Genomic DNA, 26095 nt, shown 5'->3' with positions numbered 1-26095 from the left:
CTTCATGCAACACTCTCTGACCGCACTGATAATTTACGTCGCTTATGACATAAGCTATTTTTTTACGCAAAATTTAAAAATTTAACATCAAAAACGCGAGAAATCAACGTTTCTATAATTGATTTCTCGCGCTTTTAAGGTTTTGACCAGTTATGTCCCAGCCTCTTTTAGACAGATTTATGATGGGCCCTTCTCGTTTCAATGATTTTCGAGCCTGAGAACAGTAGTAAGGCTGCCCAAATAATGCTGAATGCCAATAGCTCTACTTGACTGAACGGTTCTTTATAAAGCACGATACCTAAAATTAACACAATTGTCGGTGAGACATATTGAATAAAGCCTAATAAATAGAGCGGAATATTTTGTGCGCCTTTCGCAAATAAAATTAACGGCACTGCTGTTACTAAACCACTGACGATCATGAGAATGTCTGTTTTGACATCGACATGTAAGAATGAGGCTTGATTCGTTGTAAAGAGGTAAACATAATAACCTACTGCAAACGGTAAAATAAATAACGTTTCAATGGCTAGACCCCTTGTAGCATCAAGTGAAATTTTCTTTTTTAGTACACCATAAATGGCAAAAGATAAGGCAATTAGCAATGCTACCCATGGGATTGAACCATAGTTAACCGTCAAAATAATTACAGCAATAAAGGCAATTCCAGTAGCAACCCATTGTACTCGACTAAGCGTTTCCTTAAAGAAAATAACCCCAAAAATAACTGATAGTAAAGGATTAATATAATAGCCTAAACTCGTCTCTATTAAGTGGTTATGGGTAACTGCCCAAATATATAAATACCAGTTCATTGAAATAACAAATGAAGCTCCAGCAAGCTGCCAGAAATGCTTTTGGTGTGACCACAAATATTTTAGATCTGCGAGAAGATCCTTGCGCATTCCAAATACTATTACTGCTATTACCGTAAAGACAAAGGACCAAATGACGCGCGATAATAAAATTTCCATACTCGGCACATGCTCAAGTAATTTCCAATAAAGAGGAAATGCACCCCAAAATGCATAGGCTAAAAATGCCGATAAAATCCCTTTTTTCTCGTTTGACATTGCCTCTAACTCTCCTACTCTTATTTGTATCAATTATGACTTAGCATAAATTTAACAATTAACATCTTAAAGAATAGACTAATTATAGGACTTTGCTTGGAAACTGTAAATGCCGAATTTGAATAATGTCGACATTGTCGTTACTCTTTATTTTCAGATTCTAGCTCTGAAATATATTTACGCACCATACTATAACTGATATCTGGATTAATTTGACGTTTAATACGAATATGAATTTCTTTAATACCTACGCCCTGTTCTCGCATATCCCGTATCATTGATTTGAGTGGACCTGACAGTGATTCCTTGGACAAAGCTGTATGTTTACTTAGTTCAATTAATAGTTCTGTATTTTGTTGACGAAGCTCCTTCAGCTCATTGACAACGCAATTATATTCCGTTAATTTCTTTTGCAAAACTGCATTTTGCTGCTTCACTTTTTGCATATCTTCCACAAGCTGCATATTTTGTTTCTTTAAAATTTTTCGCTCCTGCTCCAAAAAATGATGCTTTTTATCTATATCTGTATGCATAGTATTGTAAAGTTCTTCTATATGCATTAATTCCTGATAGCGACTTTGCGATACTAGCATAAGATTTTCTGTCATATTAATGGCAAGCGTTCCATCCTTCAAGTGTTCACACGATAACGTAGTTGGATTCATTTTCTTCATAGTCTTTTCCTCACTCCATTACTAAATAGTTCGTGTGATGGTACTGCTTTGTTTAACATCTTTTCTCTTCCTTCATTTCTGATAATCATTGTAATTCAACTTATCATAATGAGTAATTGTTATTTTGTCAAAATAAATAAGCTTCTATTCCAATGTTGGGGTTAAACATCATGTGAAGCTTCCAGAAAATTATCACTCTGGCAGGGATTTTGACATTTGTGTCAGGTAATCGCCACCATCTTAATTTGTATAAAAAAAGCTTCTTGCGTAAGAGAGATGCAAGAAGCTTCAAGATTACATTTTTTTCAGTTTTTCGTATTCCAGCTGCAAGCGTTCTATACGTTTACGGCCTTCCTCACGATTTCTCGCTGTTTCTGCTTGAATTTGCTTCGTTTCTTGAATACCGGACATAATTGTTTGCCATGTCGTTTCAATTGTTTCGATTTTAATACTTGGGCTACCAGCAGCACGCGCGATATTAACACTATTTTTACTAATATTTTCTGCATTTCGTACAAGCATTTCATTTGTACGTCGGTCGAGTTCAACCATGGAATCAGAAATAAGCTTTTGACGTTTTAACGTTACTGCATGGATAAGCCCTTGCTTGAATATAGGAATTGTCGTAACAAACGCAGAGTTAATTTTAGCAATCAAATGGTTATTACCTTGCTGCATTAAACGAATTTGTGGTGCAGACTGGAATGAAACTTGCTGTGCCATTTCTAAATCATAACGACGTTGTTCTAGTAAATCCACTGCACGTAGCATCGTTTCATATTCCATTGCTGCTAATTGATCACCAGTTTGTGCTTTTTGTTCAAGTGCTGGTAATGATGAACGAACCTCATCTGTTTTCACTTCAATTGCCGCAATAAATTTACTTAAACTTTGGAAGTAGTTTAAGTTTTGATCATATAAGTTTTCAAGATCAATGGTATTACGTTTCATTTCACCTTCGTATTTTTGAACCTCACGGAAAATGACATCAACTTCCTTATTCATGCTGTCATACTTGGATAGAAACTTTTCTAATTGTTCCTTCCCTTTACTAAATAACTTAGTAAGGAAGCCACCTTTTTTATCCTCTGCAAAATCTTGAGGATCAAATTTATCCATAATTTTATTTAAATTGTTTAATAATACACTTGATTCCTCAAGCTTACTTGATTTCATCGTTGCCAGCATTTTATCTGAAAAAGTAGAAATACCATTTGCTGTTTCTTTTCCAAGCTCTAACATGGCAATTTGGTCTTTAACATCAATTTTTTGTGCTAGTGCATGAACCTGGGGATCTTGTTTCAACGCAAGTTGATTTTGAGCAATTTGTGATAGCTCTTGCTCAGAAACAAGTACAGGTTTTTGTTTTTGTTCCTGCTCCATCTGTAATAATGGATTCGGTTGTAACAATGGATTTTCTGATGCGAATGGATCTTTTGATTTAAATAGGTCGTTGTCGAATTCAGACATAAAGTTTTACCCCCTGCGATTTATCTCTCTTATTACATACGATTTAAAGCTGAAAAAGTTTCGTTTTATTCAAGCATTGCAAAATAAGAGTCTTTTAATATTGGTAGTTGTTACTGTAAGCTTCAATCTTTGCTTGAGATAACATGGCTTCAACCCTTTTCATAAATTATAGCTTGTTTCATTTAAAAATTCGACTGAATCCGCCAAATACTTTACATTGTTTTCTAGTATTAGCATATTTGCACTTAAAAAAGCAGCCACCTCATGTAGCTGCTTTTATCATCATGTTGTAACTTTTAATACCGTTTTAATTTTTTGGATTACGCCACCTGTACTATATGTTAGCACACTGCGTTTGTAGAATGATAAACTAAATACGTATGCCACAATAATTGTTGCTATTAAAATACCTAAAGATATAAGTGGTACCATTACTCCAACATCTGTTGCACCAATACGCATCGGCATAACCATACCAGAAGTTAACGGTATATAAGAGAATATTTTAATGAAAATCGTGTCTGGATTGCCCATACCTGAAAGCATTACATAGAATCCCATCATTGTAATAATAATTGCAGGCATTAAAACTTGGCCAGCTTCCTCTACTTTAGAAACTAACGAGCCAAATAATGCTCCAATAATTAAGTAAAGAATAATTGTTAATAGTAGGAATACTACAGCATATATGACATAGCCAACCGAAAGTTCTTTTACAATACCGGCTGCCATATCCCAAACAGCTCCATCTTTCACAAATTTCGCGTAGATAAGAAATACCACTGCAATAATACCCATCTGTGTTAAAGCAAGTAGTAATACTCCCGCAATTTTTGCTTTAAAATGGGTAGCTGGCTTAACACTTACTAAGAGCATTTCCATCGCTCGAGAACCTTTTTCTGAAGCAATTTCAGTTGTAATCATTGATAGGAAAGTAGAAATAAAGAAGTAGATTAAAATTCCGACTGCATATGATACTACTAACCCTGATTGTTTTTCTTCCTCACTTTTACCGCCTACTGTTTTTTCATTTAAATTTTTATTCGAAATAACTGTTTGTGCATCCATAATTTGAGCAGCCTGCTCTGGCGATAACGCTAGCTGCTGAACTGCATAATTTTTACCTGCATATTGCAATAATGAAGAAATCGTTGATTGATCATTTAATTTTAAAGGAGTAAAAGTTGCAATTTCAGCATGTAATTGACCCTTTTCATCACTTATTGTAATAATTGCTGCGAGTTTCTCATCTTTAACTTTTTTCTCTAAGTCTTTTATATTCGTTTCATCCTGAACATATTTTATGTCCTCGTTTGACACAAAGATCTCACTAAAATCCGCTGATGTTTCATTCACAATCGCAATTTTCTGCGCCTCTTCATTACCTGTAAAAAGCTCTTTAATATCCGACCAAAAAACGGCGACGGACATAATGCCCACGTACAGTAAAGTCATAAACACAAAGGATCTAGACTTTATTTTTGATTTATATAATTGTTTCATCAATAAATTAAACTTCGACAACGTTGCCACCTACCTTATCTTTAAAAATTTCATCTAGTGTTAAATAATCTAAGCTGAATTTTTCAATGTATTTCCCATTTGAAAGCTGGTCAAAAATGCTCTGTGCAAAACTTTCATTTTCTAATGTAAGCACTGTTTGCTCTTTTTCTACTCGAACATCTTTAACGCCTTCAAGTGTCAACAATTGTGTTGTCGACCAGTCTGTACGAACCGCCAGTTTAATTTTGCCATATTGTTTCTTTAAATCTAGTAAACTACCTGAAAAAAGGGAAACACCGCGTTTTAATAAACAAAGATGGTCACAAAGCTCTTCAACATTATCCATTTGGTGACTAGAGAATAAAATGGTAGTTCCTTGTTCCTTTAACAATAGAATAGCATCCTTTAGTAAATCCTTATTTACCGGATCAAGACCACTAAACGGCTCATCTAAAATTAAGAATTGTGGCTTATGAATAAAGCTTGCTATTAATTGTACTTTTTGTTGATTTCCTTTTGACAATGTCTCGGCTTTATCTTTTCGCCTTTCTTCAAGCTCGAAACGGTTAATCCAAAAATCAATTTCTTTTTTCAGTTCAGCTTTTTTCATGCCACGTAGCTCGCCAAAAAAGTAAAGCTGATCTTCTACCTTCATCGTTGGAAAAATCCCTCGTTCCTCTGGTAAATAACCAAGAACATCACGGTTTATAATATTAACTGCCTTGCCATCCCATGTAATTGTGCCGGCTGTTGTTTCCTGTAAATCTAAGATCATACGGAACGTTGTCGTTTTACCAGCACCGTTTTGTCCAATCAATCCAAAAATTTCTCCTTTCTCAATGGTGAAATTTAGATCATTGACTGCTGTAAAATCTTTATACTTCTTCGTGACATGTTGTAATTGTAATGTCATCTTATGTCCTCCCTATCCTTCAAATATATGTAATTCCTGTTGCAATCCTTTTTTTCGCTTTTCAATTTTCAATATAAGTATGCACATAGTCATTGCTACTAAAAAGTTAATAAATCCCATAGCTGAATTTAAGAGGTTTACTGTTAATCCGAGTGAAAAGTTAGTAATGCTCATAAAAAGATTGAATAATGCTAGAGGAATAAAGAGACGGTTTAGTGTTTGTAGATAATGAATTTTCGAAGAATTATCCGAAAATAATTCAAATGGTCCTTCTGATGCCTTTTTACGATAATAGGCCCAACCCGCAAACTTGGAAACACACTCAATATCCATTGCCTCTAAAAATTCGAAATAATCTTTCGTTTTCCCTTTCACTAATTCACTGCGATAAATGTATTGACCAGGTTCCCCTTTTTCAAATACAAAGTAACCTAAAATTGTTTTCTTAAGATTCCATCCATGAGCTGCCATATCATTGACCCATGACTCTTCTTTTTCATAATCTAGAAAAATTCGATAGACTCTTTTTTTCATGTAATCTCCTCACTTACTCTAAAAGAAATGAACTTAAAATTTTTAAAAATATATCCAGTAAATTCATCGACATGGTTGGTTAAATGGATGAAAAAGTAATATACCTCACATAAAGATGGTGAATTTTAAAAATATTTAAAATCCTCTAATTTCCTAGGAAATAAATTTAATGGTAGCTCCTTCTTTTCTTAAAGTATCCTTACAACCATAAATATATTTACCAAAGCTGCCATTGTTAAAATATCAGGTGTGTTAATAAACCACTTTTAGCCAACCAAATTAATTAGAAGACTCAGATTTCCACTGCAGACGAGCGTCGAGCCGCTACGTCAGCATTACGCTTTCGCATAGAAAAACATTCGCTCCGTGCAGGGTCTCTTCTGTCTCGCTTTCCCATGGGAGGCTTTGCTCTGAGTCGAAAGAAAAGCGACAGGTGCACTCGAGTAACCCTATGCTACAATCAGTTAAAATTGGTATATATTAGAAAAATAACGACAAAAAAATCCTTTAATCACTCAATAATAAACCTATTTTTCCTTATCAAACGCCTGTTAAAATATATGAAAACTTATCCTCCTTTTTAATCTGTAAAAACATCTAAGTCTCTTTTTAAATGCTTTCGTAATCGAATGAGTTTGAACAATGGTATAGAAAATACTAAAACTACTAAGATGTTCATTACATTAAGAGATAACCCAAACCAGTCTACTTCGTACTCTGAAAAATCCCCATTGAGCCCAATGATCCCGATCATTAAGTTAAGCAAGATCACCCATAATAGTACTGTAACTTTTTTGGAAAGGTTACTGATTTTTGTTTTTTTATCAGTGTATAGTTCAAATGGTCCTTCATATGCCGGCTTTCTAAAAAATACAAAATTGCCAGAACGGTCTACCTGTTCTATTCCCGAGGATTTCAGAAATTCTAAGTATTCTTCTTCGTATGAGGCACCAAATCTCTCCAATTCATCATGGCGGTAAATATAGCTACCTGGTTCACCACGTTCGAATGTAAAACGAAACCAAGTGAATTTTTGTAAATACCAGCCTTGGCTAGCCATATCATTGACCCATTGCTCAATCTCGTACGGGTTGACGACTAATCGATATTTATGCATTTGTTCCATCCTCCTGTGTTATACGGATGCCATTGTCAAAAAGTTCCCTTAATCTCAAAATTTCGTATTCCACAACTTTTTTTCCACTCTCTGTAATAATGTATTCCTTTTTTCGTCCATCTTCATCTAGTGCCTCAATCCACCCTCGCTCGAGTAATGTTTTGATTGCACCATAAATCGTTCCAGCTCCAAGTCGAACTCGGCCATTGCTCATTTCCTCTACCAATTGCATAATGCCATAACCGTGCCTTGCATCAAATAAAGCTAATAAAATATAATAAACGCCCTCTGTTAACGGCGGATGCTCCTGCGACATACAATTCCCCTCCTTTATATCGTCAAACAATATATCGACCGACGATACATTAAAAATATATCAGCTGACGATATAGTTGTCAATGTTGATCCTTTCATAATAAGTTACTAGAGCTTTCCTTACTCTAAGTGTAGCACCTTGTAGTTTTGATCCATCAAAGCGACTTTCTTGTCTTTTTTCTAGCATATTCATATTTTTGTTGTATAAGGAATTGCTCTATGTTAGTATGTAAGTGATTACTTGCATGAAAGGAAGTATTTTTTTGTCAACGAAAGGAACTGCAGAAAAGATCATTGAAGCAGCTTTACATCTTGTCAGCGAGAAGGGATATACCGCAGCAACAACGAAATCAATCGCTGAATTAGCAGGGGTCAATGAAGTAACAATTTTTCGCCATTTTGGTAATAAGCGCGGGATTTTGAAAGCCATTATTGAGCAATTTTCCTATTATCCGCTTTTGCAGCACGAACTCAATAAAAATGTTACATGGGATTTAGAAACAGATTTGTTAAATCTCTCCATTAAACATTTTAACTTTTTAATGTCTATTAAGGACTTTGTAATGATTGGTTTTAAAGAAGCGATGCAATTCCCTGAAATTAATGAAGAAATTGCAAATATCCCACTTCATATTAAAAATGAGCTAATTCATTATTTTGAGGAAATGCATGAAAGAGGGAAAATTAGAGAAATTGATATGGAAGCAGCAGCGTTATCATTGATTGCTATTAATTTCGGGCATTTCATGTCACGGGCTCGCTTAGAGACACTCGTGTCTGATATGCCAATTGAAGAATTGTTAAAAACGAGCGTTTCAATTTTTTCTAGGGGATTAGCTCCCTAGAAAAAATTTTTCCCTTAAATGCAAGTAAGTACTTACTTATATCGGAGGTCTATTTATGAAAGGTTTACAAGCTTTATTTAAAATTCGAGAAACATATATCGGCATTGCCATCACAGTTGCATTTCAACTAATCTTCTTTTCTGTTTGGATGACCGCGTATGATGGTGTAAATGACAGAGTAGAAAATTTACAAATCGGACTAATTAGTGAAGATACTGAGCTGGGGCAACAGGTAGCAAACGAAATACAAGCATCACTGCCCTTTACAATAAAAAATTTCACCTCTCTAAATAAAGCTGAACAGGAATTAAACCAACGTACTATCCATATGATTATTCAGATTCCGAACGACTTTACGAGTCAATTACAAGCAGGTAAAGAGGCTGAAATTATTTACTCTATTAATCAAGCAAATGCGAGCATCGCCAAAAACATGATGGAAGGAGTAGCTAAACAAGTAACAGAGGAAATTAATCACAATATTTATCCTTTACAGCAAGGCAAGACTGTTGAGGTATTTTCTCAAAAGTTCTCACAGCTCCCAATGGAACAAAATACAGCACAACAAATTAACGAAACCGTCGCTTCAACAATTATGAGTGTAAAGGATCGTGCAATAGATTCTACTATTATTAAAACCAATAATGTAAAAGAGTTTGCTGCGAATTTTGTGCCATTAATGGTGATTATTTCGTCGTTTGTTGGTGCAATGGTAATGATTATGCAGCATCAGCAAGCTGCACAACTTCTGCAAAATACAATTTCTAAATGGCAATTGTTCCTAGCACGGCAAATTATTAATATTGGTGTAGCCCTTACCCTTCCATTCTTAACAATCGGTTTAATGCATCTTTTTAATATTTCAAGTGAACAAAGCTTTTTCTCAATCTATCTTTTTCAAGCATTAATGTTCTGGGCTTTCCTCTGCTTGGCACAAGCCTTTGTCATAGTTTTTGGTAATCTTGGTATGATTTTTAATATTTGTGCCCTTTCGATACAGCTTGTTACATCAGGCGTTCTTGTTCCACAAGCAATGCTATCTGATTTTTACAATAAACTAGCCTCTCTTCTTCCAGCAACTTACGGGGCAGATGGCTATTACACAATTATTTTTGGAGGAAGCTCAGACAATCTAATAAGCAATAGTAGCTCGTTAGGAATTATTATTGCAGTAACTTTAGCCATCTCTACTATGGTCGTTGCTTTTAAAAGATCAAAAGGGAAAAGTGAAAGCGAGCAAATTATCCCTACTTCTGTTCAATAATATTATGATAAAAAAAAGCGATGTACTAATGACGAGTCAGTACATCGCTAAAGTTGTTGAACGACTATTATATTAATCAAATTCAGTGTCTTATTAAATAAAGTTGCTCCTCATTACTTTTCACCAATTCGCAAAATAGCCGCAAGTTGCTTATTCAAGGTACTAACGCTATCCTCAAAATCTTGGCGATACCATTGGATGATTAGGCCAATGATTGCGTTTGCTTGATAAGCACTATAATAATCAATGGATATTTCATCATGCATTTGATAATGAGCGGTTACGTCCCTTTTCATTAGCGAATGAATTCCATCAAATAACATGTAATAGTAAGTCAATGGCACATTTTTTGAAAAAACAATGCGATAGAACATTTTAAAACGCTCTATATGATGAAAAATACGAATAGTATTTGGATCTAATTGATTCTTATCCAATGTTGTTGCTGCACGATATGGTTCCTCATAGGAATTATACAAATCCTCCATAATTTCCTGGAAGTATTCCTCAAATAGCCCTTCTTTTTGCTCATAATGCAAGTAGAAGGTACCTCTATTCACCTTTGCTACCCGACAAATTTCTGCAATCGTAATATTTTCTAAAGGCTTCTCACTCAATAAAGTTAACAGAGCATTATGTAATGCTTGCTTCGTTTTAACAATTCTTAAATCGTTCGCACTCAAACTTTTCATCCCCTTACTAAACAGATTTTTTATATGTGTTGATTACTGAACAGTTCTTAGTTTTTTGCATATTGAAATCGCTTACAATATTATTATATGATTTTAATGAACACATGTTCAATATCTAACATAATACATCCGTGAAATGTTCATACACGGTGAAAAACATAAATAATAGGAGGTCCTCGTGATGAGATTAGAAGGTAAAGTAACAATCGTAACAGGTGCAGCGTCAGGTATGGGAAAAGCAATTGCAGAAGGTTATGCAAAAGAAGGCGCAAAGGTTATAGTTTCTGACTTGAATTTAGAAGGTGCTCAAGCTGTTGTTGAAGGTATTAAAGCAGCTGGTGGCTCAGCGATCGCAATTCAAACAAATGTCGCATCAACAGAAGACTTACAACGCTTATTTGATGAGACAAAAAATGCTTATGGTCAATTAGATATTTTAGTCAATAATGCTGGCATTATGGATGGTATGGAGCCAGTTGGTGAAATTTCTGATGAACGTTGGGATAAAGTATTTGCGGTAAACACGACTGCTGTTATGCGTTCGATGCGTATGGCGACAGAGATTTTCCTTGCTCAAGGTCACGGTGTCTTTGTTAACAATATTTCCGCTGGCGGTCTATATGGTGCTCGTGCTGGGGCTGCCTATACTGCTTCTAAGCATGCTGTCGTTGGTTTAACAAAAAATACAGCATTTATGTATGCAGATAAAAACATTCGTTGTAACGGTATTGCACCAGGGGCTGTTATTACAAACATTGCCTCTTCCATGACAAATGTGAGTCAAACAGGTGCAGCTCGCCAAGCATTAGGTATGTCCATTAACCCACGTGCCGGACAGCCAGAGGAAATCGCTCAACTAGCTATTTTCCTTGGCTCCGATGAAGCAAGCTTTGTCAACGGCCAAGTCATTGCTGTTGATGGTGGTTGGACAGCTTACTAAAAATAAATAAGCACGCACAGAATTACTCTGTAAAATTAAAGACAAGTGAATGTATTATAAAACAGTAATATCAAGAGGTTGTCTTTAATGTCACACATTATATTAAATAATTAGTACATCACTTATATATAGTGGTGTACTTTTTTTGTTTGTTAGACCTCTAAATGAACTCATTAACTACCACAACTAACCTACTAAAGGAAATATTTACAGCAATTAAATGTTGCGGTAAAATAGAACGTACATTCGATTTGGAGGCAATAGCTTGAAAGAATATAAAGTAAAAGAAGTAGCTGATTTATTGGGTAAACACGAAGAAACTATTAAACGTTGGATACGGTCAGGCCCTTTGGTCAAGTGTATTTGAGCGATTCATATTTTTCATCAAAGCTATCGTACACATAAGAGTGCCCTTCTTTACACACGGGACGAAAGTATTTGTCTTTTCCTTCGATTTCAGCCTCATTCTTCCTGTTGTAATCGATCAGGGGTCGCGCTCCAATCCTTTTAATCTGTTTATAAACGGCTTTAAAATCATATCCTGCATCGGCTAAAACGTATTCAATATTCAAATAAGGATGCCGTTTTGCCAAGCCTTTAAGTAAAGGAATCGACATTTTTCCATCATTGACATGGGCTGAAGAAAACAAGGCTAACAAAATATATTGGCTTTCACAATCAACGGCCAGATGACCTCTATAGCCGTACCAGAAAAACTTTTTATTATCCGTGTTTTTCTTGGTACCCCATGATGGATCAAGAGGAATTTCTGCTTCGATTTCTTCATAGGAGTAGTCAACCAATTGATCTAACGTCTTTTCAAAAATCGTTTTGGCAGCTTCAAGTTCTGCTTGTTCCTTAAGCCATTGTTCTCTTTCTTCTTTCTTTTTGCGTCCGCGTTTTTTCGGCTTTTCCGGCTCGGAAATAGGAGTTTCTTCTTGTGATACCTCCGGAAAGAAGTTCATTTGTTCATTGACTTAGTCCTATAGCCCGTCGCGTAAATGCCCTCCAATATGTTTACCCTTTACACAAGTGCCTGCTTATCGTATGTTCACCACCTACGTTGGAACCGTCAATTGTAAAGAATATAGAACATGTCTTAATATCATTGTTAAGTGAATCAATTTCATAAATCATTTTCTCAGTGATCCGCTCAACCGAATATAAACATCGTTTTTTTGAAAATTGAAGTTAAACAGCTACTTTTTGAGCCTTTTTACTTCTAAATGGCTTCAACCTTTTTTCCTCTAAAGATAAATAAAGCTTAAGTCAACTTAAACATCAACCATTTTTTAAATAATTCTGATCTTCGTTCAACTTTTCTAACCATTTTTCAAGCGTCCGTTTTATCTCAAACCTATCCCTTGAACTAATTTCCATTAGCGTATCCCATTTCCCATTAGTGATTGCTAATCCATACTCGCCGCTCGCTCTTGAATCTGGATACCACCCTAAAACAATATGTATCCTTTTATTTTCATCTTTAGGTACATTCCAACTCCCTTTTTCAAGTTCCATTTTACTTATTTGAAGTAGGTCTTGTGTAAAGAATGTCCAATTTGTTAAGAAATCATCTTCATTGGGGTCTGATATCGGTTCAACATCATAAAACCTATTATAATAAATAGCGAAACCTTGTGGTATTCTTAGTTCCATTAAATTCATGTTATCATTCCAATCTAATAATATCCGTGTTTTATTTACTTTTGTTATCTTTGGACCTCTGTCAAGATAGCAGACACAAAATTTAATGATTTAACGTATTAAAGTAGTACTGGCATTCAAAATTAGATGGCGTGCTGTATCCTATTGATGAATGAATGCGTTCATGGTTGTAATGTCGAATACTATACATCTGGAGTTCTTCCTTTCTCTCTCTAGTGTGTGGTAGTGGTACTAAACACTTCGAGATTTGGGGAGGTACTCCTTTTTTTATGCCTTAAAATTTCAAGCCCAGTAAGGCTTTCGATTTATGAAATTGATTCTACTTTATAAATCTTTGTTGCACAAGCACCCGTTAGCCATCCATGTCGCATAAAATCATCGCTACACCACAGAAAATAAAAGATTATTACGTTCTTTCATAGGAGTTTGCTAAAGCAACTCAATGATATTTAATTAACGCCCCGTTATATTGGAGAAGAAGACCACTAATGGACTTTCACTGAAGAAGTTAGTCAATTGAATTAGCTATTCTGACTAATATGTCAGGTGTTTCTGTATCTGCTACTTTATTATATATCCCCAACAAATACTGCAAATTATTTTTTTCAAAGACAAAAAAGTTAAATAATCGGTCTTCGAAATAAATACCTTTGGTACCATCTTGAAGTTTATACTCCTTACCATTTAAGTTCAGTTTATTTTTGAAGTTCAATTTATTTTTTGAAGGACGAATGTCAATTTTAAAGATATTTTCTCTTATATCTTCATTAACAAATCTGATTTCTAAGGAATCATTAGATTGATTTAATTGTTGTAGTAAATAGGGTTATCTGTGGTAAAAAAAAGGATAGATAGAGCGAATTTATTTAAGCTCTTCTATCCTTTTAATTTCTATACTGTGTGACATTAAATAAGAATTCACTATTTAAAATAGTTTCAACTAATAACTTGACTTTTAATAAAAAAAATTTCATGTGCGTGCTTATTTTTCTAATAAATTAATTATATTACGCCCTTTTCGCTGGGAACATGCTTCCTATAATAGCACCAATTAACGCAGGTAGTATCCATCCTAAACCAATGTCATAGAATGGTAAGAAGTCTGAATAAACCTTCTCAATCGAATCAAAAATACTTAATTTCGCCGCTGGAATGCTACTCACTAATGCTTTATAGCCATCAATTAAACTAATAAAAAATGTAAAAATCATCGCAATTGCATAAACCGTTTGCTTATTGTTAAATAGCGATGAGCTTAAAGCAAGTAGAATTAAAACAATTGCCAGAGGATACAAGAACATTAGTACTGGAATGGCGAATTTAATGATATTATTTAATCCGAAGTTGGCAATTATAAATGATACAAGGCACAATATGAATACAAACCACTTATAGCTTATTTTCGGGAACACTTCATGGAAAAATTCACTACAAGATGTGATTAAGCCAATACTTGTCTTTAAACAAGCAAGGACAATAATAAATGCCAATAAAATTGCACCAAAAGATCCGAAATAGTGTTCAGCAACAGCAGCAAATATTAAACCACCGTTATCAAATGTACCAACAGCCTCAATACTCGATGCCCCCATATACGTTATTAAACCATATATTAGCATCATTAATGCCATGGCAAAAATACCAGATTTCCACGTTGCCTTAGCAATTTCTTTTCTATCAGAAATTCCTGCGTTTTTAATCGCGTTAATAACGACAATACCAAAAGCTAATGACGCTAGCGCATCCATTGTGTTATAGCCTTCTTTAAAGCCTGTCATAAATGCTGAATCAATATAGTCTCCCATTGGCTGTTGGAAATGCCCCATCGGCTTTAAAATACTAATAATAATTAAAATAAATAACACAATCAAAAATGCTGGTGTTAAATATTTACCGATATAATCCATAATTTTCGCAGGATTCAATGAGAAATAAAAAACGATGGCGAAAAATACAAAGCTAAATAAAGCAAGTAGAAGTGTTGTATGCTCTGCTTGAATATATGGTTCAAAGCCAACAACAAACGGAACTGTCGCTGTACGTGGAATCGCAAAAAAAGGACCGATCGTTAAATAGAGCGCTAAAGAAAAGATGACGCCAAATAATGGATGAACACGGCTCGCTAAGTCACGCAAACCGTTACTACCTGATAAACCAATAGCTAAAATACCTAGAAACGGTAAACCGATAGCTGTTATTAAAAATCCAATTAGTCCAAACCAAAAGTTGGTCCCTGCTAATTGTCCAAGCTGAATTGGAAAAATAAGATTCCCCGCTCCAAAATACAGTCCGAAAAGCATCGTGCCAATGACTGCATATGTTGAAAAAGGTATTTTTTGTTGCATTTTGATGTACTCCTTAGATGTATTTAACTTCTTTCTGCAAATGTTTTCTGTGCGAAAGCGAAGCGACAGCAAATGTTTTATCTGTGCGAAAGCGAAGCGTCAGCTACAATTACGCCAAGGCGAAATTGATCTATTGCAAATAATTTAAATAGAAGGGATTTCTCACTACAATTCCACTATGGTATCAGCCATTTATTTTAAAAACAATAGTTTTTTCTTTTATTATCATTAATTGTACAGTTCCTAGCTTTTAAGTGGTCAAAACGAAAAGAGCTGTCTGCTGACAGCCCTTAGTTTGCTACAGACCACTCTATATGATCTAAAAATTTGTATACGTCCTCGTACACTTTATCACGTTCTTTGTCTAATGTAATAATATGGCCAGAATTTTTATACCAGATGATCTCTTTATCATCAGTTTCTACTGTATTAAGAATGAAAGGTGCACTTTCTTGATAAAGATCATCATCTAATGAACCTTGTAATACTAATGTAGGTGCTTTAATTGTTGATAATTCATCGCGTGTTTCTGTAGTTAAACGTGTAACACCATCTAATGAATCTTTTGGTGTAATACGAAGTTCATGTAACTCTGAAATAATTTGATCTTTTGATTTATTTTCAAAGTGTTTATATAAACGAGCATAATGATATAAGCGAGTAAATAAGCCTTTAGAATTGTCTCGTGTGATTGGTGCACACATTGCAACACATGCTTTCACTGGAAACTTCTCTGCTACTTTTAGCGAGAATACGCCGCCAAGTGAAATCCCAACTACAGCGATTTCTTCATAACCCTTACTCTGCAGGAAGTTATAACCTTCCACGACATCGTTCCACCAATCTTCTGGTTTTGTTTCAAGTAATGCTTCTGGTTCTACGCCGTGCCCACTATAAATCGGTGCATGAACAGTATATCCTCGTTGAGCTAGAAATTCTCCTAGCTTTTTCACATCTTTTGTGCTTCCTGTGAATCCATGCAGTAATAGTACGGCTTTATTGCCTCCCTCAATTGTTAGAGGTTGTGGCTTTTTAAACTTCATTTTATAATATCCCCTTCACGGAAATTTCGTAATTGTGTATTTTATGTGTCTATCTTAACACCCTTTATTCATAATGTACAATTTATAGTTTTTATCATATTAATGTATTTCATGCATGAACGATGTGAGGTTAATGACTGTTATATCACGCTTTCTACTATTTTAATTTTGCTTTTTTTTAGTTCTCCGTTTTTTAAAAATTATTTTATGTGCCTATACTTCCTACTCTTTTATCGTTATAATGCAGTTAACTTAAAAATAACGGGAATAGAGGTAAAAAAAATGGAGTGGCAGCAATTAGAATATTTTGTCACAGTTGCAAAGCTTGAGCATATGACACGTGCTGCTGAAGCATTAGCGATTTCTCAGCCAGCATTAAGTCGCTCGATTTCAAAGCTTGAAGAGGAATTAGGAGTACCCTTATTCGACCGACAAGGACGTTCGATTATGCTCAACCGATATGGCGAGCTTTTTTTGTATCGTGTCCTACGCATGCGCAAGGAATATGAAAAAGCAGTTATAGAATTACAGGAACTTAATAACCCAGAGCTTGGTGATGTGTCACTCGGCTTTTTACACACTCTGGGGACTAGCATCGTACCTGATTTAATCCGCGCATTCCGTCAGAACCATCCGCATATTCGCTTTCACTTTACACAAAATTACTCACACTCCCAGTTGAAGCAATTGCTTGCGGGAGAGTTAGACCTTTGTTTACTTGCAGCGATTGACACGGAGCCCCCTGTTTGCTGGAAGGAGCTATGGCGTGATGAGCTTTATATTATGGTGCCGATTGACCATCCCTTCGCCACCCGTAAAAGCATTAAAATGAAGGAACTTGAAAATGAAAATTTTGTTCTGATGAAAAAGGGTTACGCATTGCGCCGTACCGCTGATAGATTATTAAATGCTGCAGGTATCAAGCCGAAGATTACCTTTGAAGGTGATGAGGTATCAACAGTTGCTGGTTTTGTAGGCGCTGGGCTTGGCGTGTCATTGTTGCCTGTTGACGAAGACTTGAATCCAAATAAATTGGCTAAAATTCGTGTGGAGGATATGGTTTGTGAACGTATAATAGGTATGGCTTGGATAGAAAATCGATATCTTCCACCATCAGCACGACAGTTTCAGCAATTTATATTCGATTTTTACGAGAAAAATAATTGAAGCTCCTATTGGACTAATGAATAAAAGCGAGTAACAATTTCCGCTCTGCGTCATTGTTACTCGCTTCTATCTATGTTTAATTAGAGAAATTTTTAATAGATTAATCAATTTTGACCCAAAAACTATTTTTTATTTCCCTACATATTTCACTTGATAAGAATACATATCTTTTGTATCGCCATCAATCTCAAAAAGTCCCTGCTTTGCAAGGGCCAACAGGCGTTTTTCCACAAACTCTTCACTTAAATAGTCATCAATTGTACCAAGTGTTTCTCCGATTATGCGCATCGGTATTAGCCATTCCTCATTTAGTTCGACATGGGCTCTTTGTGCACATTCAATAATGATAGGATCTAACGCATCTTCCGCTACATGTTTAATTCCATTTTGCCAAACCCGCAATGTACTGGAGTTTTGTTTCAGCACTTCCCATTCCTTTGCAAGTCGCTGACATTCATCAATTGAAAAGCGCTTTGCCTCAGTACGGAGCTTCATTAGTAAGTTTGGCGCAAGCTCACCTGTATGACGAATCATCATGTTTGGCTGTATACTTTTCAAACCTTCTGTGGCATCAACCCCGTATACCATACTACTTTTATCAATCAACTCGCTCATGACAAAACGTAGCCCAATCTCTTCATGAGTATTTTGGCTATACCAAACCCAGACATCCACATCACTCGTTAAACCTGCAATTTTTCCCTTCCATTCTTCATGAATATCCTCGTACAATTCACGGTCTTCATTATCCTTATATAAATAGCCTTCTAACCAGCTTTTTCGTTCTTCAAAGCTGCTAAGTGGGCCTATCGAAAAAATATCATCGACGCTAAGCACCGACTCATCTCGCTGTAATTGGTTTTGTCGTATCGCATGTTTTATGGAACCTTGTGTAGATAAGCTAAAGGTAATATGTAAAATTGCCATAAAAATCACCCCTTTTACTGTTTACTAAGCGCTATTTGTATCCCAATAAAAGTGAAAAGGATCCCTTGAATTAAATTTAATCGTTTAGCAATTGTAGGCTTCCCAATAATCACTTTTCTTACTTTACCGGCAAAAATACTAAATAATGAAAATAGTAGTAGTGCTTGTACTAAAAATAAAATACCCAATATTAACATTTGTAAACCTACATAAACATTAGATGGATTTACAAACTGTGGCAATAGTGCTAAGAAAAATAAAGATACTTTTGGATTTAAAATATTCATTACAATACCTTTTTTATATAACGTCACATAGGCTTGTTTATTTTGCTGTTCCAATGTGAGTGGATCGCCCTTTGCTCGAAATGATTGCCAGGCTAAATATAATAAATACGCCGCTCCCGCAAATTTAACAATGGAAAAAATAATTGTTGATTGATAAATAATGGCCGAGATACCGAGAACAGCAGCTCCTATATGAACGAGCAAACCTGTACATAGTCCGAGTGATGTTGCTATACCAGCCTTCTTATCTTGTGTAATGCTTTGTGCAAGTACAAATAAATTATCTGGTCCTGGCATTAAGGTTAAAATAATTGCGGCACCTAAAAACGCTAATAACGTTGAAAATTCCAAAACATTCCCTTCTTTCCATTACTTTTAGAAATAGGCGCATCACTATAACGTGTTGATTTCCGTTCCAGCTAGCGTTTCAACACATGTCATCTCCATCTTTTGGTGACAAGCCTAGAAAAAACATTATAAAATAATATTACTCCCATTATACTACATAACGTCGTTTTATTCTGAATTTTACAAAAAATCACCCAGCTAATAATGCTCGTTTAAACAATACTTTTCTCTTTTAATCCCTTATAATAAAAATATCGTTTATAAAAATCGTATTGTTAAAGAGGTGTTTGTCGATGGCAGTAAGTGATATTGTAAAGCAATATGAAGACGAGCAAGGAAATATCTATTACAAAATGAAAACATATGATATCGATGTACAGGCTACGCAAAATTCAGGTTTAGCGCCTGTTATTACCTATTGGATGGGTGAAAAAGAGATTACTGACGATATTCGAAATTTACGCTTCAGTCCACGCCCTCCCTCAAGCTATATTCAAGATTATGATGAATTTCAAGCCATGCTTTATTCAAAAGAACAAGGTGCCATCAACCAACTATATGAACAAATAAGTATTAAACCACAAAATATGTCTTCAGGAAAACAAGTATTATGGAGTTTCTTCGTCATTGTTTTAGCGATGCTCCCACTATTAATCGCAATTTGGTGGTTCAAATAAACAAAGATATGTTCCCTCATAATTTGCTCTCGTTTCAGCATTACCTACTTATTTACTCAAAACTTTCTATTAACTTTTCTAATCAGCTTGACAGACATGCTGAAGTAGTGCATTCTTTATTCAATTACTTTTTAAGAAATGGGGCATCAACCAAAAGATTTGATGAGGACCCATTCATGTTAAACTATACAATAAAAGCGTGCGAAGACTAGTACCTAGAAACTGCTTGTTCAGAGAGCAATGCCCACCCGGCTGTAAGGCATTGTACAAGAAAGACTAAAGAACCTACTTCGTAAAACGTCCTAGCTTAACTAGGCGCAGTCTCAAGCGTTATGAGCAAAGTGGAATGTCAATGACGTTCAATGTAGGTGGTACCACGGAAAGCAAGCCTTTTCGTCCTAATTTATTAGGATGAAAAGGTTTTTTTATTTCTTTCAGCGGGTGGCACGGAATTATGTCGAGGCATAATAGATTAAAAGTGTAATGGCGAATTGGAGGTATTGTTATGGAAAGAAAAAGAATCGTCGTCAAAATTGGGAGTAGCTCCTTAACAAATGCAAAAGGTGAAATTGATAAAATACGTTTAATGGATCATGTTCAAGCGATAGCTGAATTAAAAAAATACGGACATGAAGTATTACTTGTTTCATCAGGTGCAGTTGCAGCAGGTTTTAAACAATTAGGCTACCCTTCTCGCCCCGTCACAGTAAAAGGTAAACAAGCTGCGGCAGCAGTTGGGCAAAGTTTACTTATTCAAACCTACAATGCTTTATTTAGCATTTATGACATTGTGCCTGCTCAAATTTTACTTACACGCACTGATTTCTCAAAAAAAGAACGCTATAAAAATGCCTATGCCACATTTGAGGAATTATTAGAGCGCTCCATGCTACCCATCATTAACGAAAATGATACGGTATCTGTCAGCGAATTAACCTTTGGAGATAACGACATGTTATCGGCACTTGTGAGTGGTCTTGTTCATGCCGATCAACTCATTATCTTAACAGACATCAATGGATTGTATAACGCCAATCCAAATAAAAACCCACATGCTAAACGCATTGATCGTTTAACAGAGGTATCTGATGAGATGCTAGGCTTTGCAGATGGTTCAGGCTCTAAGATAGGCACAGGTGGTATGGAATCCAAATTACTAGCAGCTCGAGCAGCTTTAAATGCAGGCGTGAAGGTGTTTATCGGAACTGGTCACGGTGCGAATAAGCTTGTCGATATAGTGGAAGGACGCGGGGATGGTACGTATGTTGAGCATGAGGCGCTAGCTGTTTTAACAAATAATAAACAGTGGATTGCACTCACGGAAGTATCTGGTAAAATTTTTATAGATAGCGGTGCTGAACATGCACTATTGGCAAATGGGAAAAGCTTGTTGCCTGCTGGTGTATTTCGTGTCGAAGGTGATTTTGCAAATGGCGACGTTGTTGAGGTCTATAGTGACAATGGACTTCTTGGTCGGGGTGAGGTCTTATATTCTTCCCTAGAGTTAGCACATGCGATGGGCAAACGTACAGATGAATTGACAAACTATCCGATTGAAGTCATTCACCGGGACAAATGGCTAAAAAATCAAACAAATTAAGGAGGAATTTACATGACAAGTGAAGTTCAACAAAAAGGAAAACTAGCAAAAGCTGCAAGCTATATTTTAAATATTAAAACAACCAGTGAAAAAAATGATGCTCTCACAAAAATTGCTGAGCAGTTAATAATCGACCAAGATACTATTATTGCTGAAAATGCAAAAGATTTAGCAAATGGCGAAAAACAAGGAATGCCCGCTTCTACACTTGATCGCATCATGTTAAACAAAGAACGAGTAGAAGCTATGTCCAGTGCCATTCAGTTACTTGTACAGTTAAATGATCCAATAGGCAGTCTCTTAGAGCGAATAGAAAAAGATAATGGCTTACTGATAGAAAAACGTCTTGTGCCACTTGGTGTTATCGGAATGATTTACGAGGCGCGCCCTAATGTAACAGTGGATGCAGCAACATTATCATTGAAAACAGGCAATGCTGTCATTTTACGTGGTAGCTCTTCGGCCAAATTTTCTAATGTAGCTCTTGTGGCAAGTATTCATCGTGCACTTAGTAAAACGTCTATCCCTGTGGACGCTGTACAATTAATCGAGGATACAAATCGTGAAACTGTCAAAGAATTATTCCATTTAAAAGAATACTTAGATGTTTTAATTCCTCGTGGCGGAAAGGCACTTATTGACTTAGTTGTAAATGAAGCCACTGTTCCAGTATTAGAAACAGGTGCTGGCAACTGCCATATTTATGTAGACCAAACTGCCGATTACATAAAAACAGAAAAAATTTGCATCAATGCGAAAACACAACGTCCTTCTGTTTGTAATGCAGCAGAAAGCTTACTTATTCATCCCGATTGGTTTAATGCGCACGGCAAACAGCTTCTAGGTGCTATGCATCAAGCAGGCGTCACAATTATCGGTGATGAATTCGTTTGTCAAGCTCTTGATTTCGCTCAACTAGCAACAACTGAAGACTATGCAACTGAATATTTAGATTTAAAGATAAGCGTTAAAATTGTGGAAAACGTTTATGAAGCAATTGAGCACATTAATAAATACGGCACAAACCACTCTGAAGCAATCATGACAGAGGATCAATTAGCAGCGGATACCTTCTTAAATAGTGTGGATGCTGCAGCTGTTTATCATAATGCCTCAACTCGCTTCACAGACGGCTTTGAATTTGGCTACGGTGCAGAAATCGGCATTAGTACGCAAAAATTACACGCTCGTGGACCAATGGGCTTACCAGCGTTAACATCTACAAAGTATTACATTCACGGTAACGGCCAAATCCGAGAATAATTGTAGAACTATTAATGAAAAGCCGACAGTTGACACACGCTGTCGGCTTTCTTTGCTTACGGATTGAATGAGTTTGTAGCCGAGAGAAAAAACGGAGTTATGTAAGCATCAGGATGATAATAACTTTTATAGAAAGAAGGTTTAGAATGAACACTTCAGCGATAATTAAATTAACGGTTTCAATGGCACTTTTTGGCTCCATTGGTTTTTTTACTGTCCATACAGGCGTACCTGCTATCGAGCTAGTATTTGTCAGATGTATTTGCGCTACCCTCTTTCTAGGAGCTATGTGGCTTGTCACAGGTGGTCATAAAACGGAGAAGTGGGAAAAAAAAGAAATACTTCGTACACTTCTTTGCGGTGTCTTTATCGTCTTAAACTGGGTATTTTTATTTAAAGCCTTTGAAGAAATGTCGATTTCTATTGCTATTTCTATCTATAATTTAGCACCTATATTTGTATTAATTTTTGGCGCATTGTTTTTAAAAGAGAAGATGACTATCCAAGCATTGCTCGCAACAGTAACTTGTTTTATCGGCAGTATGTTCATTATCGGCTTAAATAATTTTTTGTCACTCTCTGAATTTATGAAATCAGGCTTTATTTGGGCATTACTGTCTGCATTATTTTACGCATTTACGATGCTAACAAGTAAAACGATCAAAAATCTTAGCTCTTACGCCTTAACATATATCCAAACGGCAGTCGGAATTGTCATACTATTCCCATTTGTTGATTTTTCATTATTTGAAGGCTTAACGACAACAAACTGGCTTTATATTTTAGGAACAGGCTTTATTCATACAGGATTTGTTTACTATTTATTTTTTGACAGCATTCGTAGTCTCTCTACAATTCTAGTTTCAGTATTAGTATTTGTTGACCCTGTTGTAGCTATTTTGCTCGACATGGTATTGCTTGACTTTATGCCGAGCTTCATGCAAACAATTGGTATTATATTAATTTTTGGTGGCATTTTTTACACAATTTACGTGCCAAAGAAAAGGCGTGTACCTCAGGCTTAGTCTTTTTCTATGTAAAGGAGTTTTTTCATGAGTAAACTTTATGCAATTGGTGAATTATTAATTGATTTTACGCCTACTAAACAAAATGCCTTCCTTACTGCAGTTGAGCAATTTACTAAAAATGCTGGTGGGGCCCCTGCCAATGTTGCTGCTGTTTGTGCAAAACTTGGGCAGCAAGCAGCTCTAATCACACAAGTAGGTCGTGATGCTTTTGGAGATTTTCTTATAGAAACGTTAAAAAAGGTTAATGTCGATACAAACTATATCGTTCAAACTGTTGAGGGTGAAACAAGTCTAGCCTTCGTTTCCCTGACAAATGATGGGGACCGTGACTTCTTATTTTATCGTCGTCATGCAGCAGATTTGCTTTACGACAAAGAGCAACTTCCACCAAATCTATTAACAAGTAATGATATTCTCCATTTTTGTTCAGTTAATTTAGTGGAAAGTCCAATGAAGCACGCACATATGGCTTTGATAGAACAGGCTCATCAGGCAGGTAGTCTTGTTTCTTTTGATCCCAATGTTCGATTACCTCTTTGGAACGATGAGAAGGCATGTCGTCAAACCATTTTAGAATTTTTACCAAAGGCCCATCTTGTTAAATTGTCCGAAGAAGAGCTTTTGTTTTTAACGGCGATTGAGGATGAAAATTCAGCAGTCCAATCATTATTTCAGGGGCAAGTACAAGTACTCATAATTACACGTGGAGCAGAAGGTGCAAGTCTATATACTAATGAGCTCCACGTCAAAGTGCCAGCTGACAATGTCCATGCGATAGATACAACTGGAGCGGGTGATGCCTTTATTGGAGCAGTGTTAACTATTCTCCTTAGTAAGCAGATAACAGCCATCAATCTAATCGACTTTTGTAAGCAGCAAACTATCCCTCTCCTGACATTCGCGAATCGTTATGCTGGGGCATCGACAGAAAAACATGGTGCCATTGCATCTTATCTTGCCAAGCATGAGCTGTCATTTAAAAACGATATTATTTTTTGAATATTTCGGAACTTATTTTATTGACATTCGTATTAGGTAGAGACAGATTAAATAAAAGGAGGAACGACGGTGAAATCAATTACTAAAAAGCGGACAAAAGCCTTTTTCATTGATTTGGCAATATCAACAGTTGTCGCTACTGGTGTAGAATACGTTCTGCGAAAAAAAAGTGAAAAACGAAGCAATTCATGCCATTATCACACCAACAGTCGTTATGTGGTCTCTTGAATTTGCACAATTACGTAAAAGTGGACAAACAGTTGGCTATAAAACAATGGGACTCGAACTCGCAAATGAAAATGGGTCAAAGCTAACAGCCCCTCAAATTATTAAAAGAATGGCTTATCGAGATACAATTAGCACTTTTGATTACTTAAAAAGTCCAAAAGCATTTGAACAACAAAATGGTCAACTTCTTCCTCACGACAACTTTTCAGGTACAGTTGTAAAGGAAGTCTAGCAGATAAGGCTGCTCAAATATAATTTTGAGTAGCTTGTTTTATTATATCGAGAATCAACGAGGGAGGAACTTTACAATTGAAATTGGATCATGTTGTTGAGGTTTTACTCGAAAGTCTAAAAGATGATCAATATATCGAAGCTGTATTTTTAAGAGGATCAATGGCTAGAGATGAGCATGATGAATTTTCAGATATTGATATGTATTGTGTTGTCAAAGAAGAAAATATCGAAGTATTTTTGCCAAACCGGAACAAACATATTAAAACATATAAACAAACGTTGTTCATTGATGATATCTATATTATTGCCCCTCAGTTATTAGTCGTATATGAAGATATGATTCATATTGATTTATTCACCGTAACACCCACTGAAATAAGTAATAAAGATGCAATAAAAGTATTATTTGATCCAAATGGAATTCTTACCTCTAAACAGAGGAATACCACTTTGTCATTAAGTCCACTCGAATTTCAAGATGCTGTAGATGATACTGTTTGGTATTTGTATCAATATTACTTGAGTGCTAAACGTGGAAATGCAATTTGGTGCGTTCATTTACTGCGGCATAGTTTAGAACACTTCGCCAAAGTACTATTACATAAATATTGTCCTGAACGGGCATCCCTTGGACTTAAAGCTTTACATCATTCGTTACCTCCTGACCGATTAGATGAGTTCGTCGATATTATGAATTGTATGAGCCTTGTAACATACGAGGTGGCAGTAAAGAAATTAGTGAACGCCTTCCACAATGAATCCAGTTGGATATTCGACAATGTGCCGGATCAAGAAGAAATTAAACCATTATGGGAAAAAATCAAAGAGCTATTATGCTAAAATAAAATAGCAAACTAGCATCTACCCTAGTTTGCTATTTTTCAGGAGTATCACGTTGAATGTCATCGAAAAAACAAATTCAGCTTATGTATAGTTTCTGCAAC

27 protein-coding genes and 1 pseudogene are annotated in these 26095 nt (G+C 35.8%); 13 read left to right on the top strand and 15 right to left on the bottom strand.

All coding sequences use genetic code 11. The features are described from left to right. Positions 1–167: 167 nt before the first annotated feature. The 8 genes from rarD to QRN68_RS09100 form a co-directional block, all read right to left on the bottom strand. Positions 168–1073 carry an EamA family transporter RarD gene (rarD, locus tag QRN68_RS09135; protein WP_285396507.1) on the bottom strand — a complete coding sequence of 302 codons (906 nt, stop codon included), beginning with the start codon at positions 1071–1073 and terminating at the stop codon, positions 168–170. A gap of 140 nt (positions 1074–1213) precedes the next feature. Further along, entirely contained in the window at positions 1214–1747 is a 534-nt protein-coding gene (locus tag QRN68_RS09130) for a hypothetical protein (protein ID WP_285396506.1), read from the bottom strand. 294 nt (positions 1748–2041) lie between these two features. Continuing rightward, a complete protein-coding gene (locus QRN68_RS09125; protein ID WP_285396505.1) occupies positions 2042–3217 on the bottom strand; it encodes a toxic anion resistance protein in 1176 nt (391 codons plus the stop codon). A 282-nt stretch (positions 3218–3499) separates the two neighbouring features. After that, entirely contained in the window at positions 3500–4720 is a 1221-nt protein-coding gene (locus QRN68_RS09120) for an ABC transporter permease (protein ID WP_285396504.1), read from the bottom strand. A gap of 7 nt (positions 4721–4727) precedes the next feature. After that, positions 4728–5633, bottom strand: coding sequence for an ABC transporter ATP-binding protein (locus QRN68_RS09115; RefSeq protein WP_285396503.1), 906 nt, complete (start codon positions 5631–5633; stop codon positions 4728–4730). Between the two features lie 12 nt (positions 5634–5645). Then, positions 5646–6167, bottom strand: a complete 522-nt coding sequence (locus tag QRN68_RS09110) for a DUF2812 domain-containing protein (protein WP_285396501.1) — start codon at positions 6165–6167, stop codon at positions 5646–5648. Between the two features lie 580 nt (positions 6168–6747). Next, positions 6748–7284, bottom strand: a complete 537-nt coding sequence (locus QRN68_RS09105) for a DUF2812 domain-containing protein (protein ID WP_285396500.1) — start codon at positions 7282–7284, stop codon at positions 6748–6750. Further along, complete coding sequence (locus QRN68_RS09100) at positions 7277–7600, bottom strand: PadR family transcriptional regulator (RefSeq protein ID WP_285396499.1); 324 nt, start codon at positions 7598–7600, stop codon at positions 7277–7279. Before QRN68_RS09100 ends, QRN68_RS09105 begins: the two co-directional genes overlap by 8 nt. Before the next feature lie 244 nt (positions 7601–7844). On the opposite strand from QRN68_RS09100, the gene QRN68_RS09095 reads away from it, so the two are divergent. Together QRN68_RS09095 and QRN68_RS09090 are read left to right on the top strand one after the other, a co-directional pair. Then, complete coding sequence (locus tag QRN68_RS09095; protein ID WP_481817444.1) at positions 7845–8444, top strand: TetR/AcrR family transcriptional regulator; 600 nt, start codon at positions 7845–7847, stop codon at positions 8442–8444. Positions 8445–8499: 55 nt separating this feature from the next. Then, complete coding sequence (locus QRN68_RS09090) at positions 8500–9708, top strand: YhgE/Pip domain-containing protein (protein ID WP_285396497.1); 1209 nt, start codon at positions 8500–8502, stop codon at positions 9706–9708. Positions 9709–9821: 113 nt separating this feature from the next. On the opposite strand, the gene QRN68_RS09085 is transcribed toward QRN68_RS09090, so the two are convergent. Beyond that, entirely contained in the window at positions 9822–10391 is a 570-nt protein-coding gene (locus QRN68_RS09085; RefSeq protein WP_285396496.1) for a TetR/AcrR family transcriptional regulator, read from the bottom strand. Between the two features lie 190 nt (positions 10392–10581). On the opposite strand from QRN68_RS09085, the gene QRN68_RS09080 reads away from it, so the two are divergent. Together QRN68_RS09080 and QRN68_RS09075 are read left to right on the top strand one after the other, a co-directional pair. Next, positions 10582–11340 carry an SDR family oxidoreductase gene (locus QRN68_RS09080; RefSeq protein WP_285396494.1) on the top strand — a complete coding sequence of 253 codons (759 nt, stop codon included), beginning with the start codon at positions 10582–10584 and terminating at the stop codon, positions 11338–11340. A 265-nt stretch (positions 11341–11605) separates the two neighbouring features. After that, positions 11606–11707, top strand: coding sequence for a helix-turn-helix domain-containing protein (locus QRN68_RS09075; protein WP_285396493.1), 102 nt, complete (start codon positions 11606–11608; stop codon positions 11705–11707). Here the strand turns inward: QRN68_RS09075 and QRN68_RS09070 are convergent. From QRN68_RS09070 to brnQ, 3 genes are all read right to left on the bottom strand, one after another. Continuing rightward, positions 11694–12305 carry a transposase gene (locus QRN68_RS09070; protein WP_285396492.1) on the bottom strand — a complete coding sequence of 204 codons (612 nt, stop codon included), beginning with the start codon at positions 12303–12305 and terminating at the stop codon, positions 11694–11696. The genes QRN68_RS09075 and QRN68_RS09070 overlap by 14 nt on opposite strands. 316 nt (positions 12306–12621) lie before the next feature. Next, positions 12622–13005, bottom strand: coding sequence for a hypothetical protein (locus QRN68_RS09065; protein WP_285396491.1), 384 nt, complete (start codon positions 13003–13005; stop codon positions 12622–12624). A 1007-nt stretch (positions 13006–14012) separates the two neighbouring features. Continuing rightward, on the bottom strand, positions 14013–15350 hold the full coding sequence (brnQ, locus tag QRN68_RS09060; RefSeq protein WP_285396490.1) for a branched-chain amino acid transport system II carrier protein: 1338 nt from the start codon (positions 15348–15350) through the stop codon (positions 14013–14015). Position 15351: 1 nt separating this feature from the next. Here brnQ and QRN68_RS09055 point away from each other — a divergent pair, with 1 nt between their 5' ends. Beyond that, complete coding sequence (locus tag QRN68_RS09055) at positions 15352–15498, top strand: hypothetical protein (RefSeq protein WP_285396489.1); 147 nt, start codon at positions 15352–15354, stop codon at positions 15496–15498. Positions 15499–15640: 142 nt separating this feature from the next. On the opposite strand, the gene QRN68_RS09050 is transcribed toward QRN68_RS09055, so the two are convergent. Beyond that, entirely contained in the window at positions 15641–16393 is a 753-nt protein-coding gene (locus QRN68_RS09050; protein WP_285396488.1) for an alpha/beta hydrolase, read from the bottom strand. Positions 16394–16675: 282 nt separating this feature from the next. On the opposite strand from QRN68_RS09050, the gene QRN68_RS09045 reads away from it, so the two are divergent. Further along, positions 16676–17560, top strand: coding sequence for a LysR family transcriptional regulator (locus tag QRN68_RS09045; protein WP_285396487.1), 885 nt, complete (start codon positions 16676–16678; stop codon positions 17558–17560). Positions 17561–17689: 129 nt separating this feature from the next. On the opposite strand, the gene QRN68_RS09040 is transcribed toward QRN68_RS09045, so the two are convergent. Together QRN68_RS09040 and QRN68_RS09035 are read right to left on the bottom strand one after the other, a co-directional pair. Continuing rightward, positions 17690–18487 carry a DUF1835 domain-containing protein gene (locus tag QRN68_RS09040; RefSeq protein ID WP_285396486.1) on the bottom strand — a complete coding sequence of 266 codons (798 nt, stop codon included), beginning with the start codon at positions 18485–18487 and terminating at the stop codon, positions 17690–17692. A 14-nt stretch (positions 18488–18501) separates the two neighbouring features. After that, on the bottom strand, positions 18502–19125 hold the full coding sequence (locus QRN68_RS09035; RefSeq protein ID WP_285396485.1) for a LysE family translocator: 624 nt from the start codon (positions 19123–19125) through the stop codon (positions 18502–18504). Between the two features lie 290 nt (positions 19126–19415). Between QRN68_RS09035 and QRN68_RS09030 the strand changes: the two genes are divergently transcribed. The 7 genes and pseudogenes from QRN68_RS09030 (at position 19416) to QRN68_RS09000 (ending at position 25991) form a co-directional block, all read left to right on the top strand. Beyond that, positions 19416–19799, top strand: coding sequence for a sodium:proton antiporter (locus QRN68_RS09030; RefSeq protein ID WP_285396484.1), 384 nt, complete (start codon positions 19416–19418; stop codon positions 19797–19799). 505 nt (positions 19800–20304) lie between these two features. Continuing rightward, a complete protein-coding gene (proB, locus tag QRN68_RS09025) occupies positions 20305–21399 on the top strand; it encodes a glutamate 5-kinase (RefSeq protein ID WP_285396483.1) in 1095 nt (364 codons plus the stop codon). A 12-nt stretch (positions 21400–21411) separates the two neighbouring features. Next, the gene (locus tag QRN68_RS09020; protein WP_285396482.1) at positions 21412–22662 is read left to right on the top strand and encodes a glutamate-5-semialdehyde dehydrogenase; all 1251 of its coding nucleotides are present in this window, start codon (positions 21412–21414) and stop codon (positions 22660–22662) included. Between the two features lie 146 nt (positions 22663–22808). Beyond that, entirely contained in the window at positions 22809–23687 is an 879-nt protein-coding gene (locus tag QRN68_RS09015) for a DMT family transporter (protein ID WP_285396481.1), read from the top strand. Between the two features lie 27 nt (positions 23688–23714). Further along, the gene (locus QRN68_RS09010) at positions 23715–24689 is read left to right on the top strand and encodes a carbohydrate kinase family protein (protein WP_285396480.1); all 975 of its coding nucleotides are present in this window, start codon (positions 23715–23717) and stop codon (positions 24687–24689) included. A 69-nt stretch (positions 24690–24758) separates the two neighbouring features. Next, positions 24759–25149 (top strand): annotated as a pseudogene (locus tag QRN68_RS09005) (RDD family protein). Between the two features lie 77 nt (positions 25150–25226). After that, positions 25227–25991, top strand: a complete 765-nt coding sequence (locus QRN68_RS09000) for a nucleotidyltransferase domain-containing protein (RefSeq protein WP_285396479.1) — start codon at positions 25227–25229, stop codon at positions 25989–25991. Positions 25992–26095: the final 104 nt, after the last annotated feature.

It is taken from the genome of Lysinibacillus sp. fls2-241-R2A-57 (genome assembly GCF_030209535.1).
Lineage (GTDB): Bacteria > Bacillota > Bacilli > Bacillales_A > Planococcaceae > Lysinibacillus.
Note: the sequence above shows the minus strand (reverse complement) of the source record. Positions and strands in the feature narration are given on the sequence as shown.

Coding starts and splice junctions, on each gene's coding strand:
- rarD (WP_285396507.1), bottom strand. CDS start 1,073: ATGTCAAACGAGAAAAAAGGGATTTTATCGGCATTTTTAGCCTATGCA.
- QRN68_RS09130 (WP_285396506.1), bottom strand. CDS start 1,747: ATGAAGAAAATGAATCCAACTACGTTATCGTGTGAACACTTGAAGGAT.
- QRN68_RS09125 (WP_285396505.1), bottom strand. CDS start 3,217: ATGTCTGAATTCGACAACGACCTATTTAAATCAAAAGATCCATTCGCA.
- QRN68_RS09120 (WP_285396504.1), bottom strand. CDS start 4,720: ATGAAACAATTATATAAATCAAAAATAAAGTCTAGATCCTTTGTGTTT.
- QRN68_RS09115 (WP_285396503.1), bottom strand. CDS start 5,633: ATGACATTACAATTACAACATGTCACGAAGAAGTATAAAGATTTTACA.
- QRN68_RS09110 (WP_285396501.1), bottom strand. CDS start 6,167: ATGAAAAAAAGAGTCTATCGAATTTTTCTAGATTATGAAAAAGAAGAG.
- QRN68_RS09105 (WP_285396500.1), bottom strand. CDS start 7,284: ATGCATAAATATCGATTAGTCGTCAACCCGTACGAGATTGAGCAATGG.
- QRN68_RS09100 (WP_285396499.1), bottom strand. CDS start 7,600: ATGTCGCAGGAGCATCCGCCGTTAACAGAGGGCGTTTATTATATTTTA.
- QRN68_RS09095 (WP_481817444.1), top strand. CDS start 7,845: ATGAAAGGAAGTATTTTTTTGTCAACGAAAGGAACTGCAGAAAAGATC.
- QRN68_RS09090 (WP_285396497.1), top strand. CDS start 8,500: ATGAAAGGTTTACAAGCTTTATTTAAAATTCGAGAAACATATATCGGC.
- QRN68_RS09080 (WP_285396494.1), top strand. CDS start 10,582: ATGAGATTAGAAGGTAAAGTAACAATCGTAACAGGTGCAGCGTCAGGT.
- QRN68_RS09070 (WP_285396492.1), bottom strand. CDS start 12,305: ATGAACTTCTTTCCGGAGGTATCACAAGAAGAAACTCCTATTTCCGAG.
- QRN68_RS09065 (WP_285396491.1), bottom strand. CDS start 13,005: ATGAATTTAATGGAACTAAGAATACCACAAGGTTTCGCTATTTATTAT.
- brnQ (WP_285396490.1), bottom strand. CDS start 15,350: ATGCAACAAAAAATACCTTTTTCAACATATGCAGTCATTGGCACGATG.
- QRN68_RS09050 (WP_285396488.1), bottom strand. CDS start 16,393: ATGAAGTTTAAAAAGCCACAACCTCTAACAATTGAGGGAGGCAATAAA.
- QRN68_RS09045 (WP_285396487.1), top strand. CDS start 16,676: ATGGAGTGGCAGCAATTAGAATATTTTGTCACAGTTGCAAAGCTTGAG.
- QRN68_RS09040 (WP_285396486.1), bottom strand. CDS start 18,487: ATGGCAATTTTACATATTACCTTTAGCTTATCTACACAAGGTTCCATA.
- QRN68_RS09030 (WP_285396484.1), top strand. CDS start 19,416: ATGGCAGTAAGTGATATTGTAAAGCAATATGAAGACGAGCAAGGAAAT.
- proB (WP_285396483.1), top strand. CDS start 20,305: ATGGAAAGAAAAAGAATCGTCGTCAAAATTGGGAGTAGCTCCTTAACA.
- QRN68_RS09020 (WP_285396482.1), top strand. CDS start 21,412: ATGACAAGTGAAGTTCAACAAAAAGGAAAACTAGCAAAAGCTGCAAGC.
- QRN68_RS09015 (WP_285396481.1), top strand. CDS start 22,809: ATGAACACTTCAGCGATAATTAAATTAACGGTTTCAATGGCACTTTTT.
- QRN68_RS09010 (WP_285396480.1), top strand. CDS start 23,715: ATGAGTAAACTTTATGCAATTGGTGAATTATTAATTGATTTTACGCCT.